The sequence below is a fragment of the Geitlerinema sp. PCC 7407 genome, assembly GCF_000317045.1.
Taxonomy (GTDB): domain Bacteria; phylum Cyanobacteriota; class Cyanobacteriia; order PCC-7407; family PCC-7407; genus PCC-7407.
The window spans coordinates 3,505,343-3,520,525 of the sequence record NC_019703.1 but is presented as its reverse complement, the minus strand read 5'-3'; the positions used below and the strand labels follow the sequence as shown (position 1 = coordinate 3,520,525).

Here is a 15,183-nt window from a genome sequence, read left to right as displayed (position 1 = left end):
GAGTTGGAAGTTTTCAAACGCGAGAGGGAGTCTGGACGATGCTTGCATATCTCCTGGCGTTGGCTGTGGGTTTAGGCAGCTTCGCGCTCTACATGGCCGCTTTCTTCTTTCCAGAGGTTCATCGCAAAAATGACTTTATCTGGAGTGGAGTGGGGCTGTTTTATGCCTTGGTGCTGTGGGCCTGCGCTGGCCAGATTCGGGGAGCGCTGCTGCTGGGCGAGATGGCGGGAGTCGCGCTGCTCGGCTGGCTGGCCTGGCAGACCTTCTGGCTGCGCCGGGGCCTAGTGCCGGAGGAAAGCCAGACGCCCCTGCCGGCGGATTGGTCGGCTGCCACGTTCTTGGATCAGGCGCGATCGCAAATTGACAGCCTCCTGGCCAAAACCCCGATTGGGCCTCAGCTAGGCTCCCAGTCCTCCGGTCGCCCGTCGACCACGCCGACCCTCGACGTCCAGGCGGTCCGGCCCGAGCCTGCTGCGTCGGTGCCGCCCGCTGAGGCCACGCGAGAAGCCGAGGTGCCGGACGCAGAGCCCGCATCCCCGGCGGCAGCGCCGGCTGAGCCTGCCTCAGTGCCCCAGCCGTCGGTGGCTCCCTCCTCCTCGTCTCAGCCAGCCAGCGCGATCGCCGGTGACCTGGTGACCCGCCTCAAGGGTCAGCTGCAAGGCCTCATCGCGTCCGTCACTCGCAAAAAGCCCAGTCGGCCGATGCTGACGCTCCACCGCGACGAACCGGCCGCTGCTGGGTCCGCTCCAGGGATCGCTGAGCCGATCGCCGCTGAGGCTGACGATGACGCCGATTCTTGGGATGACGATCTGGAGACGCCACCGGCGATCGCAACGGACACCCACGACGACGAAACCCTGCTGCTCGAAACGCCCCCTAGCTTCGCGCGCTCTGCGCCGCCCGAGCCCGAGACGCCGATCGAAGGAGCCGAAGCTGCCGAGGCAGTCGTGCCCGAAGTGGTCCCGGTGGTGACGGACCTGCCCGAAGGGGCCGAAACGCCTGAAGCCTTTGAGCCTGCTCCAGACGCGATCGCCGAGCCGCCCATCGACGAGTCTTCCTTCGATGCGCCTCCCGCCGAGCCCCCTGCGGCCCTCGACCCTGAAGCCGAGACCTACGAGCCGACGCCGACCCTCGAAGCCATCGAAACCGAGGTCTCTCCGGTGCCTCAGGTTCCTGTTGAAACCTGGACCCCGGAGCCCGAAGCCATCGAAGCCGAGGTTCGCGCTGACGAGAGCGCATCCGAACCGGAAGAATTCGCTACAGACGCGGACGATCCGCGTCTCAAGCGGCCCAACCCTCCCGATCCCTCCATCGTCGAGGCCGCTCGCCGCAAAGAAGAAGAGGAAAAAGAAAGCGGCCTAGAGTAGGCCCAGCAGCTCGCTCTAGAAACCGACAGATACAAGGTGACATACTCCTACGCTGATACTGACGTATGCAGCGTAGGCTTCTCAGTGACCCCTGGTATCCCATCGGGCGTTTCCTGAGCTTTATTGACGATACGGGATGCCCCACCGCACCGGAACAATACAAAGAGTGTTGTTCTCTCCTTTGTACTGCTGGAATTTTACCTGCCCACAGATGCGACGACGAATCGTCTGTTTCTAGGCAGAACCCCCTATTCCAGGTTGTCAAGGTTCAAGTTTCAGGGCGGCGATTAGCTCAAACCCTTAGCCTGATTATCTCACCCGTTTTGTATCATGAGAGATTTGCTCGTTTCCTCCATCTCCCCTCCTCGCGCCTGCGGCATAGGTCAGAGGAGTGTCGTTCGCTCGCTCGCATTCATCTCAACGCCAAATCAAAGATGATGGCGTGAGGCTTCTGCTGCTTTAGCTAAACAGGGGGGCGATCGCCCCCCTGCTTGCTATGGGCAGCCCAAACTCCTTCGCCAAACCCGCCAAACTTGAAGCTGGGGGAGTCTGTAACGGATAATGGGGCGAGGACACTCGACCCCCATTGGCATTTGGCTGTGACAGAAGCAAAGAGCTACAAAGACACGGTTAACCTTCCCAAAACCAAATTCGACATGCGGGCCAACGCCGTCAAGCGTGAGCCCGAGCTGCAAAAGTTTTGGGCAGATCACGAGATTTATGAAACCCTGTCGCAGAACAATCCAGGTGCGCCGTTTATTCTCCACGACGGCCCCCCCTATGCCAATGGCTCCCTGCACATTGGGCACGCTCTCAACAAGATTCTCAAAGACATCATCAACAAGTACCAGCTGCTCCAGGGGCGCAAGATCTCCTACGTCCCCGGCTGGGACTGCCACGGGCTGCCCATTGAGCTGAAAGTCCTTCAGGCCATGAGCAGCGAAGAGCGCCAGGGCCTGACTCCCATCACCCTGCGCGAAAAGGCGAAGAAATTTGCGCTCAAGACCGTCGAAGAGCAGCGCAAAAGCTTCAAGCGCTACGGCGTCTGGGGCGACTGGGATCATCCCTACCTCACCCTCTCGCCCGAGTATGAGGCGGCTCAGCTTGGCGTGTTTGGCCAGATGGTCCTGAAAGGGCACATCTACCGCGGCCGCAAGCCGGTGCACTGGAGCCCCAGCTCCAAAACCGCGCTGGCAGAGGCCGAGCTGGAATACCCCGAAGGCCACACCTCCCGCAGCTTGTTTGCGGCTTTTCCGATGACGGGGCTGGCCCCAGCGGTCCAAGAAGACCTCGGCGAGTACCTGCCGGAGCTGGGGGTGGCCATCTGGACCACGACGCCCTGGACCATCCCCGCCAACCTGGCGGTCAGCGTGAACCCGGACCTGAAGTACGCCGTGGTTGAGGCCGACTTGCCCCAGGTCAACCGCAAATATCTGATCGTGGCGGCGGATCTGGTCGAGCGCCTGTCCGAGACCTTTGGCAAGGCGCTGACGGTGAAGGCGGTGGTGCCCGGTAAGGCCTTGGAGCACAGCACCTATCGCCATCCGCTGTTCGATCGCGAGAGTCCCGTCGTGATCGGCGGCGACTATGTGACCACCGAGTCGGGGACGGGCCTGGTCCACACGGCGCCGGGCCACGGCCAAGAAGACTACATGGTGGGTCAGCGCTACGGGCTGCCGATCTTTTCGCCCGTGGATGACAACGGCCACTTCACGGAGGAGGCGGGGCCTTTTGCGGGCCAAAACGTCCTGGGTGAGGGCAACGGGGCCGTGGTCGAGGCGCTGAAGGCGGCGGGTTCGCTGCTGAAAGAGGAGCCCTACGTTCACAAATATCCCTACGACTGGCGGACCAAGAAGCCGACGATTTTCCGGGCGACGGAGCAGTGGTTTGCGTCGGTGGACGGCTTCCGGGAAGATGCGCTGAAGGCGATCGCCCAGGTGAAGTGGATCCCGGCCCAGGGCGAAAACCGCATCACCTCCATGGTCAGCGAACGATCGGACTGGTGTATCTCGCGCCAGCGCAGCTGGGGGGTGCCCATTCCGGTGTTCTATGACCAGGAGACCGGTGACGCCCTGATGACAGCAGAGACGATCGCCCATGTCCAGGCCATCGTGGCTGACCAGGGCTCCGACGCCTGGTGGAAGCTGTCGGTGGAGGAACTGCTGCCCGAACAGCACCGCGCGGAGGCCCATCGCTACCGCAAGGGAACCGACACCATGGACGTGTGGTTTGACTCTGGATCGTCCTGGGCGGCAGTGGTCCAGCAGCGCGAGGGGCTAACCTATCCGGCGGACCTGTACCTCGAGGGCTCGGACCAGCATCGGGGCTGGTTCCAGTCCAGCTTGCTGACGAGCGTGGCGGTCAACGGCATCGCTCCCTACAAGACGGTCTTGACCCACGGCTTCACGCTGGACGAGCAGGGCCGCAAGATGAGCAAATCCGTCGGGAACGTGGTTGACCCGGCAGTGGTGATCGAAGGGGGCAAAAACCAGAAAGAAGACCCCCCCTACGGCGCGGATGTGCTGCGGCTGTGGGTGTCGTCGGTGGACTACTCCTCGGATGTCCCCCTGGGCAAGAACATCCTCAAGCAGCTGGCCGATGTGTATCGCAAGATCCGCAACACGGCTCGCTTCTTGCTGGGCAATCTGCACGATTTTGAGCCAGCTCAGCACGCGGTGCCCTACGACGAGCTGCCTGAGCTTGATCGCTACATGCTGCACCGGATGACGGAGGTGTTTGCGGAGGTGAAGGACGCCTTTGAGACCTTCCAGTTCTTCCGCTTCTTCCAGACGGTGCAAAATTTCTGCGTGGTGGACCTGTCGAACTTCTACCTCGACATCGCTAAAGATCGGCTGTACATCAGCGCTCCGGACGCCTTCCGCCGCCGCAGCTGTCAGACGGTGCTGGCCCAGGCGATCGAGTGCTTGGCGCGGGCGATCGCCCCGGTGCTGTGCCACATGGCCGAAGATATCTGGCAGTCGCTGCCCTACACCACCCCTTACAAGTCTGTGTTTCAGGCAGGCTGGGTGCACCTAGACGATCGCTGGCAGCAGCCCGAGATCGCCCAGCGCTGGCAGGAGCTGCGCCGCATCCGCACCGAGGTCAACAAGGTCATGGAAACGGCGCGGGCCGAGAAGATGATTGGCTCCTCCCTGGAGGCGAAGGTGCTGCTGTACGTGGCAGACGAGTCGCTGCGGCAAACCCTGACGGCCCTCAACCCGGCCAGCAGCCTGGCGGCCAACGGCGTCGATGAGCTGCGCTATCTCTTCCTGGCTTCCCAGGTGGAGCTCTTGGAGACGCCTGGGCCGCTGGCGGAGCTGAAGTACCAGTCTCAGTCCGATGCCCTGGGCGTGGGTGTGGTGAACGCCGACGGCGAAAAGTGCGATCGCTGCTGGAACTACTCGACCCAGGTGGGCGTTTCGTCAGAAGATCCCACGATCTGCGATCGCTGCGTAGAAGCCCTGGCTGGCAACTTCTAGGGTTGCTGCCCTGACTACAACCCCAAAATCAAAGCCCCCGCTCCTGAAAGGCGGGGGCTTTTGTTTTTATTTGCCGCCGTAGTAGAAGGCGATTTCTTTGTCTTTTAGCGGTGCGAAGTCAGCGGCTAGGAGCTTTTGGTTGAGCTCCTCTTGGGGCAGGTGCTTGGCGCCGATGCGGACAATCCGCGATCGCATGGTGTTGCTCACACCGCTGCGCTGGCGACCCGCCTCAAAGCCCATGACCTCGTTATAGAGCTCGAGCTTGGCGGCTGGAATGGGGGTACCGTCGAGGTCTAGACCCTGGGCGATCGCCGCGTCAACGGCGTCAGCGCCGAGGGAAGATTTGTTTTCAGCAGACATCACAATGGCTCCGAAGAGAACGAAGTCATCCTACCGAAAAACAAAGTCTGAAAATCCAGTAAACTTTTGTTAATGACGTTGCTGCATAACGTTTAGGAGACACCAAACATGGCATCCAATCTCGGCTTTGGTACCCCCAAGCATGCTCAGAAAAAGGAAAAGGTGGCAAAAAGCGCCGAAAAGCGGCAAGCCGCCGCTTCCCAGTACGACAAAATGAAGTCCGACGGTATGCCAGAGTTTGTGGTCTTTGTACGGGTTCGAGGCAAGAAAAACTGGTTCCCGGTGGGCTCCATTGCCGTTGGCCGCAGCAACCAAATCAATCAGGCGATCTTCGCGAACGAAGACGAGCTCCTCAAGGGTGCCTTCCGCCTGTCGCCCCACCTGCGCAAGCACACAGACGACTTGGAATACGGCTACCGCCTCAAGGAGTTTCCGGATGAGCCGGTGCAGCTGGCCGAAAAGCCCGCCCCCGGCGCAGCGGGCGCTCTCCAGTCCGTCTTCTCACAGGTGCGCGATCGCTTCACCTCCCTGCTAAAGCGCGACTAAACCCACATCCTCAAGGCTGATGTCTGGCCTGTGCTTGCTCCGTCCCAGAGACCCCAGGCCAGACGTCACCCCATCCGAGCCTCCAAAATTTTTGAGAGCTGAGCGGCGGGCCTCCCTGGAACCGAGCCCACGTCCTAGCCCAATCACCCTCTGACCTGCCAGCCTGCCCACTCGCTTCAGCGGCATGGCTTCTGTCAGCGGCAAATCTTCCGTCAATCTTCAGTGTGCACAAAGAGGGGTATCGCCCTTGAGTCAAGGACGATATCCCTCTTTGTCGTTTCTCCAAAAGCGCTGGGGCCTGCTTCAGGCGTGTCTAAACGCCAGTCTTTTTAACTTCTGGTCCTCCAAGGATTCATATCTGATTGCGCCCAGGTGTTAAGAGTTTTCCTTTGATGGGAACTTTAGAAAGAGTCCTGACACTCAGCCAGGACCCCATTGGGATAATTGACGCGATCTGATGAGTATCTCTTTTGATCCAGAGCAGTGTCGAAACGAAAGCGAGGTTGAAAGCAAATTTATTGTTCAATACCTGTTGCCAACCCTCGGCTACACGCCGGATACCTGGTATCAGGAAGTTGCCTTTGGCAGTATTCGTCTCGACTTCTTGGCTTTCGCGACTCAGGTACTACCTTTTGTAGTGGATTCTGTTGGGGTACTGAGCCTCGTGATCGAGGCCAAAAGCCCTCAGCAAAATCTCGACAAGCATTCCCAAAGACTCAAGCGATATTTGGTCAGTCTCAATGCTCGCTATGGTCTTTTAACCAATGGTCGAGAAATCCGAATTTTTACTCGAACTGAAACAGATTTGCACTTAGTCTTTCAGTGCCGAGGCAGAGAGATTGAATCACACATTGATCAGATTCGCGCATTGATTGGTCGCGAAACGCTGGCGCATCTACATGCAGGCACGGTTGGGCCGCGGGATCTTGATCCGTTGGCGACGACTGATAGGGGCGATCGCCCTGAACCAGTGTCAAAAGACTGGACGCTGGAGGCTGAAGAACGAGGAGAAACTGTGAAAGTTATCGCGATTTATCACAACAAAGGCGGCGTCGGAAAAACCACGATTTCTGTGAACCTAGCCTCTGCTTTTCGCAAGCTTGGCAAAAAGGTTTTGCTCATTGATCTCGACTCTCAAGCAAATACTACCTTTGCTGCGGGATTGATTAAATTTCAGTTTGATGAAGATGACGACTTAAAAGATAAAAATGTTCGCCATGTCTTAGAGTCTGGAGACGCCTATTCCATTGGTGATGTGGCTCGCCGATCGCACTTTTTCAACACGCCCGAAATTGATGTAATTCCGGCCCACGTTTCCCTCATTGATGTCCAAGACACCCTAAATCGCCTCTCCTCCGGCAAAACTCGACTTCTATCAAAGCTCAAGCAAGTCGAATCAACCTATGACATTGTGATTATTGACACCCCGCCTTCTCGGGACTTTTATGCCCAGGTGGCGCTGATTGCGGCTGACTACCTGATTATTCCGTCGGACCTCAAGCCTTTTGCCAATCAAGGTCTCAATAATGTCCGAACTTTTGTTCAAGAAGCCAATGAGTTTCGAGAAATGATTGGCAAAGATTCGCTTCAAATTTTAGGCGTTTTGCCGTCGAAGATTGCAACGAATTCTCGCTTTCTGGAATATGTTTTTCCCAAGCAGCGCCAAACTATTGTAGATCGCTACCAGTTTCCGCTCATGGAAAGCGTGATTTATGACCGTGTTGCGCTGTCTCACTGCATGGACAAAATGATTGTGGTTGGCGATTTACAGATTCCGGATCCAAAGTCGGTACTAGAGTTTGCGCCGGACTCCCCGTCAGCGGAGGAGTTTCAGCTGCTGGCCAAGGAAGTTGCTGAAAAAATGGGGATGTAGGCGAATGATTCGTTTTGAGCTCGTGGATGTCAAAGATATTTCTTCAAGTGTGCCGCGATCGCACTTTTCTGAAGCGACGATTGATCAGCTTGCTGAGCTGATTTTGGCCTGCGGTGGCCTAGTAAAACCCCTGGTGCTTAAGCGAACCGGCTTAGAAAGCTTTGAAATCCTTGAAGGTCATCTGGAGTATTATGCGGCGGCAAAAGCAAAACAAAAAGACTCCCGAAAGGGAGAGACGGTCAATGCTTTTGTCCTGGCGGCGAAACATGAGTCTGAGATTCTCAGCCAGCTAGAACTTTTGGGGCGATCGCCCGCCGGTTCTGCTGCACCAGAGGCGATCGCCCAGCCTCAAGCGCCTGCTGCCAACCTAGAGCACCGAATCACCAACCTAGAAACTCACTTAACCCAAGAGCTGGCAGCTTTACGAGAAAACTTTTTGCAGCAAAATCAACAGCTGGTAGAGCGAATGTTGGGTGTTGAAAACTCTCTGCCAAAGCCAATCAAGCCGCTAGAAGTCTTCAATAATCCTCAGTCCCCTGATTTTGTCTTGATGCTCCAGCAGGCCAACGTGAAAGGCAAAGCAGCGGAGAAAATCCACAAACACGCGATCGCCGAGCGCAAGAAAAGCGAATTCAAATCCCTCAAAGATCTGAAAGCCCGCTTCAAAGGCCATGGCCTCGGCGCAGATACTCTGCTAGCAATCGTAGATGCCTGCGGAGGATAGAGCCCCTCGGGCCGTAGACAGCTTGCCTGGGGCGATCGCAGTGAAATAATGGTCAAAAAAACAGGCTTTATAGTCTAAATGCATGAATTTCCACTTCTTTGACCTTTTTTGGATTTTTTTGGTTCTAAGCTCTCTTCAGCCGCTAATTCAGCGTCGGGCCTTAGAGCGCCGTCGAGTCCAGTGCATTCGCGAGTTTGAGCAGCAGCGCAACAGCCGCGCAATCTTGCTGATCCATCGTCAAGAATCGATCAGCCTGCTGGGTATTCCGGTCTCCCGCTTTATCAGCATCGAGGACTCAGAGCAGGTGCTGCGCGCGATTCGCCTGACCCCGCCGGACGTCCCCATCGACTTGATTTTGCATACACCGGGTGGATTGGTATTAGCCACAGAGCAGATTGCCCGGGCCCTGCTGCGTCATTCTGCTAAGGTCACCGTCTTTGTGCCTCACTACGCCATGAGCGGCGGTACGATGCTGGCCCTTGCCGCCGATGAGATTGTCATGGATGAAAATGCGGTTTTGGGACCAGTGGATCCGCAGCTCGGCAACTTCCCGGCGGCCAGCGTGCTGCGGGTCATTGAGCAAAAGCCCGTCAGCGCCGTCGAGGATCAAACGTTAATCATGGCGGACCTGTCGCGCAAGGCGATTAATCAAGTTCAGCGCTTCGTGCGAACGCTGCTCGAGGACGACATGCCGCGCCAAAAGATTTCGCCAGAGAAGATCGACGAGATTGTTGAGGCCCTGACGACCGGTCGTGTGACCCACGACTACCCAATCCCGGTGGAGGAGGCGACAGCGCTAGGGCTGCCAGTGACGGCCGGCTTACCCAAAATTATCTATGCCCTGATGGACCTCTATCCGCAGCCCCAAAACAATCGTCCGACGGTGCAGTACATTCCGCTGCCCTATGAATCTCGCCCCATGATGCCGCCGGAGAAAAAAAGTTAAAAGTGGTTTTGCTGCCTTGAGTGTAGCCGTAGGCTGGTGTACGGCCGGTTGGGAATCCTGAGCAGCCTCAGTCATCAAGAAGTGTGGACCATGCCCAAAATGACTTGCATTAACTGCATAAGAGCAATGCAGTCAGCGGCGATCGCTTCTGCCAAACCCCTACAACGGTAAAAATTGCTGCAACACTTAATGGCGATCGCCGTCAAATTTGGCCGTCATTCTCCTGAAAAATGCTGATATCGCCCAATAGTGTCCGGATATATCCTGAAATCATGGACTGCCTAGAATTCCATAGAAACTTATGTAGATTTGGTAAGAGTTGGTCCAATCTAGCAAGTGACATTAAGTAATCTCTCTGTAATTAAAAGCTTGAAAATGTCAGAAAAAGTTTGCTTTTTAGGGCTTTTTAACTAATTGAAAGCTTTCCAAGATGGAAAATACAAGTAACTAGCATTTATGATGCACAAGAAATTCTAGGAATCGAGTCTTTGGGGTAGGTCTCCGACAATTGTGCGGTCGCTTTGCTGCAGATTCTAGATGAAAACGGAAGAACTGCATCGGCTGGAAGAGCTAACTCTCTTTCCAGAAAATTTTAGGGTCTTGGAGTCCATGACTGTTCAGGAAGCACTTGAGATTGTAGATAACCTGTTGAAAAGCAATGAATCGCGAGGCTTGACCGATATTCAGGAAGTGATCTTCCGCCATGCTTGGGACGGCCATTCCTACCTGGAGATTGCCCATGCTTCTGGTTATGACGCTGGCTATATCCGGGATGTAGGAGCGCGTCTTTGGCGATCGCTTTCCCTGGCCCTAGGAGAAAAGGTTAGCAAGAACAATTTCCGGGCAGCCTTGCGCCGCTACCAGCAGAGTCAGTAGCGTCCAGACTCGCTTGCGTTTGGCAGCGCAGCGAACATCGATACCCTGAGACAGAAAATCTCTCAACGAACTCAAAATAGTCCTTTGAGAAGCAGCAAAGAGGAAGCAAAACTTTGCTACCCAGTGGAGTGATTCAAGGTCGCAGTAAAAAACTTTGACAGCAGCCGATGGTCATCCCTTGATCGCCAAGATCAAGGGAGGCATAGCCTGGGGACTAGCTGACTGTTGAAGGATTATCCGAAGATAGAGCGCCACTCACGACATAGTCTAAAACAGGCAGCTGCTTGAGGTTGGCTGACAGCTGAGCGATCGTACAAGCACTCTCGTAAGACAAGCAGCTACAAATGACGCGAACATCCTGGATATCGCGGCAACCGGGGTGAAGTTCGATCGCGTCTTTGGTCTCGTAAACAGTGAAAAAAGACGCAAATGACTGGCTCATACAGATTGCTGCTGCGACCCTGCTGAACAGAACAGGATGGATAAAGAGAAGGGCAATAGTTGCCACTTTATAGAAGAGTTATTCAGTCTAGTTTAGTGGCTTTAAGGAGCCTAGATATGTACCAGTAGGTAGACGCTTCTTCTAGGTTGGCACAGGCTAGCACTTCTCTCCAAATCTCCATTTTAGCTAAAGCAGCAGAAGCCTCACGCCATCATCCTTGGCTTGGCGTGAGATGAATGCGAGTGAGATGACGACGCTCCCCTGACCTATGCCCCAGGCGCGGGAAGGGAAGGGGGAGGAAACGAGCAAATCTTTCATGGCACAAAGTAGGTGTGATATAGTCAGGGCAAGGGTTTGAGCTAATCGCCGCCCTAAAATCTGAACCACGACAACTCAAAGTACGCGGTTGCATCCAGTAATAGCGAATTCCTGTTTCTGTGGATGCGTAAAACTTTGACAGTACCGAGGTTGAACATACTTTGGTACTTGTTCAAAGTCTGCGGTAGGGCATTCCGTGGACTCAAAGTAAAGCTCAGGATACGCCCGATGCAATAGCAGGGGTCACTGAGAAGCCTACGCTGTATGCGTCAGTATCAGCGTAGGAGTATGTCACGAAAGCAAAATGAAACCTGCGCACCCTGAGTCACAGCCAAAAAGTTTGCAGCCAAACCCTCTGTCCTCGGTCTCGCGACTCCCCAAAGCCTATTGTCCTTGTTGGCGACGCTTCGGATTGTTGAAATAGGCTTCCAGAACTTGGCGCACCTTGGGAGCCGCAAAGGCGCCCCCGCCGCTGCCCGAGTTTTCCCCAAACGCCACTACCACGATCTCAGGTTTGTCCAGCGGTGCGTAGGCTCCAAACCAGGTGTGAGACGGTCTGGGCGGGTCTTCAGCCGTGCCGGACTTGCCCGCCACCAGTGGCAGATTGGAAACGTTGAGGGCTTCCCCGGTGCCTCCGTCCACAACATCCCGCAGGCCTTGGCGAATCACGTCTAGGGTTTCAGGCTCCAGATCCAGGGACTGACGCCAGTTCCGCGAGGCCTCATTGTCTTTGAGAACATGGGGTTTGACGAGGTAGCCGCCGTTGGCTGGAACGGCGAACATGACCGCTACTTGCAGCGGCGTCGACTGCAAGAAGCCTTGACCGATCGACATGTTGATCGAGTCGCCCAAGAACCAGCCTTCATTGAGCTCTTTGCGCTTCCAGGCATCGTCAGGCACCAGACCCGCTGCCTCCTCATTGGACAGCTCGATGCCCGTTTTGCGCCCAAAGCCAAAGCGCCGGGTCCACTCGATCAGCGTGGGGCCTTGGATGCCCATGGCGATCTGGTAGAAGAACGTGTCGCTGCTCCACTTCAGGGCGCCTGCAAAGCCTTGGGGGCCAAAGCCTGCCCGGTTCCAGTCCCAAAACTGAATGCCGCCTGCCTGGATGTAGGGATAGGTCGGCAGCACGGTGTCGGCAGAATACTTGCCAGACTCGATCGCCGCCGCCGTCGTGACGATCTTGAAGGTGCTGGCTGGCGGAAAGCCCTGCAGCGCGCGGTTGACAAAGGGCGTGTCCTCGCTTTGGAGACGCTGCCACTGCTCCTCGGAAATGCGCGTTGAGAACAGGTTCGGATCGTAGGTAGGGCGGCTGACCATTGCCAACACGGCCCCATTGTTGGGATCAATGGCCACGATCGCCCCTTGGGTATCCCCTAGGGCAGCCTCAGCGGCCTTTTGCAAGTCCACATCCAGGGTCAGACGCACGTCGCCGCCAGCCCGGGTGGGTTTTTCGCCCAAGATCCGCACCACTTGGCCGGTGCCGTCGACCTCCACCTGCTGACCGCCCCATTCTCCCCGCAGCCGGTCCTCAAAGGCTGCCTCAACGCCCATCTGACCAATCACGTCCCCTAGGCGATAGCCTTCGTCGCGGCGGCGATCGAGCTCCTCGTCGCTCATCTCGCCGGTGTAGCCCAAGACGTGAGCGGCCAGATCGCCGTTGGGGTAGTAGCGGACGGCTTCTGCGTCGACCTCAACGCCTGCTAGCTCATGGCTAAACTCTTCGATGGCGGTTACCTGGGCGGGGCTGATGCCTCGGGCAACGCGCACCAAGAAGGGAGAGTTGTAGCCTGCCTGGTCAAGGCGCTTCTGGATTTCGGCCTCGGGAACTTTGATGATGGTGGACAGCCGCTTGAGGGTCTGGGACCGATTTTTTTCGTTGAGGGCGATCGGCCATAGGAAGACAGAGTAGGAGAGGCGACTGCCTGCGAGTTCTTTGCCGTTGCGATCGAGGATGCGGCCGCGCTCGGGCTGCTTGGGAATCAGGCGAATGCGGTTGTTGTCAGCGAGCTGGCGATTGCGAGGCCCTTCGATGAGCTGGAGGTAGGCGAGACGGGCGGCCAGCCCTCCGGCGAACAGCAGGCTTACCATCAGCATGACAATCAGGGATTGAAAGCGCTGTCCGACGGTGCGGGGATTGGCCGTTGGCTGCTTGCTGAGAGGAGGTCTGGTGAGGGTCATAGGTGCGCAGGGTGAGGGAACACGAGGGTTGGAGTCCGCAGCGAAAAGGCTGCGATCGCCTATCTAGGGGGACTCCTACGATCAAGGTGTAGGGGATTTGGCGCGACTAGCGAAAGAAACGGAAGGAAAGGCGGTCTGGCCTCTTTCTCGCACCCTGGACAGCGTCTTGTTCAGGGGATTCCTTCAATAACCAAAACGAATTTTTATTTTTCGTTCCTAATTTTCGTTCTTCAAAGCTGATCAACTAGGCGAAGTCCAAATTTTACCCTTGGTGACTCGAGGTTGCTAGTTCATCGGCCAAGACCACCCCCTAGCGGGCCTTGGGAAATAATGCTGCTCTAGCGCTGCGAGTGTCTTCTATCTAAGGAGGTCAAAGAAGCTAGGGAAAGGGTACCAAGAGACAACGACGCTAGAAAGCGTCCGCACACGATGCTCTCTCAGAAAAAGGACAGACTTTGCCGGAAGTTCTGTCATTCAGTTTACAGAGCTTCAAGCAAAGCCCACCACTTTTGGGCGTGGGATGTGGTGAAGCGACTGACGCTACACGCCACTCGGTATTTTGATTTCCAGGGAAAATTTCGAGGTTCGTTGATAGTCACAGCATGAAGTGAGCCGCGCTAAAAATTGCGATGCCCTGAGCCCGCAGTCTGCAGGGGACAGCACTGAATCCAGCACTTAATAATGATTTATTGCTGGTATATATGAATTTCGGGGTTTTCTAAGGGAAACTTATGGACGAGTGCGCGATCGCCAGCAGTGCGCTAACGCAGAGCTGCGCAGTCCAGATCACGGGTGCCACCTCCATTGCTTGAGCGAAATTCTCGGCCCACAATGTGAGGCATTAATCTGACATCAACGATTCAGCAAAAGCGCGCGGTCACTTCGGGGCCAGCGCTCCGTGTCTCAGGGAATCATGGCGGGGGATCATCACTATGTCTCAGACTGCCACACAGAATCAGCGTCTTAGTACAGCAGACTCGCTGCTAGATGTTGAGCTGCGTAAAGTCTTCAAGATCTTTCATGGCGAAACAGCGGTTTGCGGCATTGACCTCGCGGTCCAGCGCGGAGAATTCTTCAGTATTTTGGGGCCGTCCGGCTGCGGCAAGACAACCACCCTGCGCCTGATTGCAGGCTTTGAGATGCCTTCGGCGGGCGAGGTGCTGATTTGTCAGCAGTCCATGATCAATACGCCTGCCTACCGGCGCCCTGTCAATACGGTCTTTCAGAGCTACGCCCTGTTTAATCACCTGACGGTCCAAGAAAACATTGCCTTTGGGTTGCGGATCAAAAAGTGTCGCCGCGGAGAAATTCGCCTGCGGGTCCAGGAGGCTCTGCGCCTGGTCAAGATGGAAGCCTACGCAGGCCGCTATCCTTCCCAGCTATCGGGGGGCCAGCAGCAGCGGGTGGCTTTGGCGCGGGCGCTGGTCAATCGTCCGGCGGTGGTCCTGCTGGATGAGCCCCTAGCCGCTCTAGACTTCAAGCTGCGCAAGGAGATGCAGGTGGAGCTGTCGAATTTGCAGCGCCAGCTGGGGGTGACGTTCATCATGGTGACCCACGATCAGGAGGAGGCCCTGAGCCTGTCCGATCGCATCGCGGTGATGAATGAGGGACGTATCGAGCAGATCGGCTCTCCCACGGAAATTTACGAGCGCCCTCAAACGCCGTTTGTGGCGGATTTTATTGGAGATACGAATTTGCTGAAGGGCCGAGTGGCGACGGTGGACAGCACGCTGCTCCAGGTGGAGACAGAGACGGGGCTGCAGGTTGCTGCGTCTCCTGGTGAGCTAGAGGCCAAGGGGGTGGCGCTGCCTGTGATGGTCAGTGTGCGCCCCGAGAAAATTCAGATTAGTCCCTATTCGCCCAATGCCCAAGCCAATTGCTTTGAGGGGCGTCTGAAGCATGTGATGTATTTGGGGACCCATGTGCAGTGTTTGGTGGAGCTCCAATCGGGCGATCGCCTGACGATCCTGCAGCCCAACAACAGCAGTTTGCCGGCCTATGACAGCACCGTCTATGTCTACTGGGCCGCATCGGACTGCCTGGTGCTGGCTGCCTGACGCCCCTTAAACGC

Annotated in this window: 10 protein-coding genes; 8 read left to right on the top strand and 2 right to left on the bottom strand. The window is 56.4% G+C overall.

Translation table 11 applies throughout. The features are described 5' to 3' along the window. Nucleotides 1–38: 38 nt before the first annotated feature. Nucleotides 39–1,367 carry a Ycf66 family protein gene (locus tag GEI7407_RS20395; protein ID WP_015172900.1) on the top strand — a complete coding sequence of 443 codons (1,329 nt, stop codon included), beginning with the start codon at nt 39–41 and terminating at the stop codon, nt 1,365–1,367. 599 nt (nt 1,368–1,966) lie between these two features. After that, nucleotides 1,967–4,846: an isoleucine--tRNA ligase gene (ileS, locus tag GEI7407_RS14240; protein WP_015172899.1), complete on the top strand. Its 2,880-nt coding sequence runs from the start codon at nt 1,967–1,969 to the stop codon at nt 4,844–4,846. A 66-nt stretch (nt 4,847–4,912) separates the two neighbouring features. Here the strand turns inward: ileS and GEI7407_RS14235 are convergent, their stop codons facing one another. Then, nucleotides 4,913–5,206, bottom strand: a complete 294-nt coding sequence (locus GEI7407_RS14235) for a DUF4090 family protein (protein ID WP_015172898.1) — start codon at nt 5,204–5,206, stop codon at nt 4,913–4,915. A gap of 108 nt (nt 5,207–5,314) precedes the next feature. Between GEI7407_RS14235 and GEI7407_RS14230 the strand changes: the two genes are divergently transcribed. From GEI7407_RS14230 to GEI7407_RS14210, 5 genes are all read left to right on the top strand, one after another. Then, nucleotides 5,315–5,752 (top strand): HHL1-like protein, encoded by a 438-nt coding sequence (locus GEI7407_RS14230; RefSeq protein ID WP_015172897.1) that lies wholly within the window; start codon nt 5,315–5,317, stop codon nt 5,750–5,752. A gap of 463 nt (nt 5,753–6,215) precedes the next feature. Further along, the gene (locus GEI7407_RS14225) at nt 6,216–7,625 is read left to right on the top strand and encodes an AAA family ATPase (protein WP_041269088.1); all 1,410 of its coding nucleotides are present in this window, start codon (nt 6,216–6,218) and stop codon (nt 7,623–7,625) included. A gap of 4 nt (nt 7,626–7,629) precedes the next feature. Continuing rightward, complete coding sequence (locus GEI7407_RS14220) at nt 7,630–8,349, top strand: hypothetical protein (protein WP_015172895.1); 720 nt, start codon at nt 7,630–7,632, stop codon at nt 8,347–8,349. 82 nt (nt 8,350–8,431) lie between these two features. Beyond that, nucleotides 8,432–9,295, top strand: coding sequence for an SDH family Clp fold serine proteinase (locus tag GEI7407_RS14215; protein WP_015172894.1), 864 nt, complete (start codon nt 8,432–8,434; stop codon nt 9,293–9,295). A gap of 537 nt (nt 9,296–9,832) precedes the next feature. Then, nucleotides 9,833–10,171: a hypothetical protein gene (locus GEI7407_RS14210; RefSeq protein WP_015172893.1), complete on the top strand. Its 339-nt coding sequence runs from the start codon at nt 9,833–9,835 to the stop codon at nt 10,169–10,171. 1,144 nt (nt 10,172–11,315) lie between these two features. On the opposite strand, the gene mrdA is transcribed toward GEI7407_RS14210, so the two are convergent. Continuing rightward, nucleotides 11,316–13,112, bottom strand: a complete 1,797-nt coding sequence (gene mrdA / locus GEI7407_RS14205; protein ID WP_015172891.1) for a penicillin-binding protein 2 — start codon at nt 13,110–13,112, stop codon at nt 11,316–11,318. A gap of 932 nt (nt 13,113–14,044) precedes the next feature. On the opposite strand from mrdA, the gene GEI7407_RS14200 reads away from it, so the two are divergent. Continuing rightward, on the top strand, nt 14,045–15,169 hold the full coding sequence (locus GEI7407_RS14200) for an ABC transporter ATP-binding protein (RefSeq protein WP_015172890.1): 1,125 nt from the start codon (nt 14,045–14,047) through the stop codon (nt 15,167–15,169). The last annotated feature ends 14 nt before the right edge of the window (nt 15,170–15,183 follow it).

Excerpts from the sequence above, each read along its gene's own strand:
- GEI7407_RS20395 (WP_015172900.1), top strand. The coding sequence starts at position 39 with ATGCTTGCATATCTCCTGGCGTTGGCTGTGGGTTTAGGCAGCTTCGCG.
- GEI7407_RS14235 (WP_015172898.1), bottom strand. The coding sequence starts at position 5,206 with ATGTCTGCTGAAAACAAATCTTCCCTCGGCGCTGACGCCGTTGACGCG.
- GEI7407_RS14230 (WP_015172897.1), top strand. The coding sequence starts at position 5,315 with ATGGCATCCAATCTCGGCTTTGGTACCCCCAAGCATGCTCAGAAAAAG.
- GEI7407_RS14220 (WP_015172895.1), top strand. The coding sequence starts at position 7,630 with ATGATTCGTTTTGAGCTCGTGGATGTCAAAGATATTTCTTCAAGTGTG.
- GEI7407_RS14215 (WP_015172894.1), top strand. The coding sequence starts at position 8,432 with ATGAATTTCCACTTCTTTGACCTTTTTTGGATTTTTTTGGTTCTAAGC.
- GEI7407_RS14210 (WP_015172893.1), top strand. The coding sequence starts at position 9,833 with ATGAAAACGGAAGAACTGCATCGGCTGGAAGAGCTAACTCTCTTTCCA.
- mrdA (WP_015172891.1), bottom strand. The coding sequence starts at position 13,112 with ATGACCCTCACCAGACCTCCTCTCAGCAAGCAGCCAACGGCCAATCCC.
- GEI7407_RS14200 (WP_015172890.1), top strand. The coding sequence starts at position 14,045 with ATGTCTCAGACTGCCACACAGAATCAGCGTCTTAGTACAGCAGACTCG.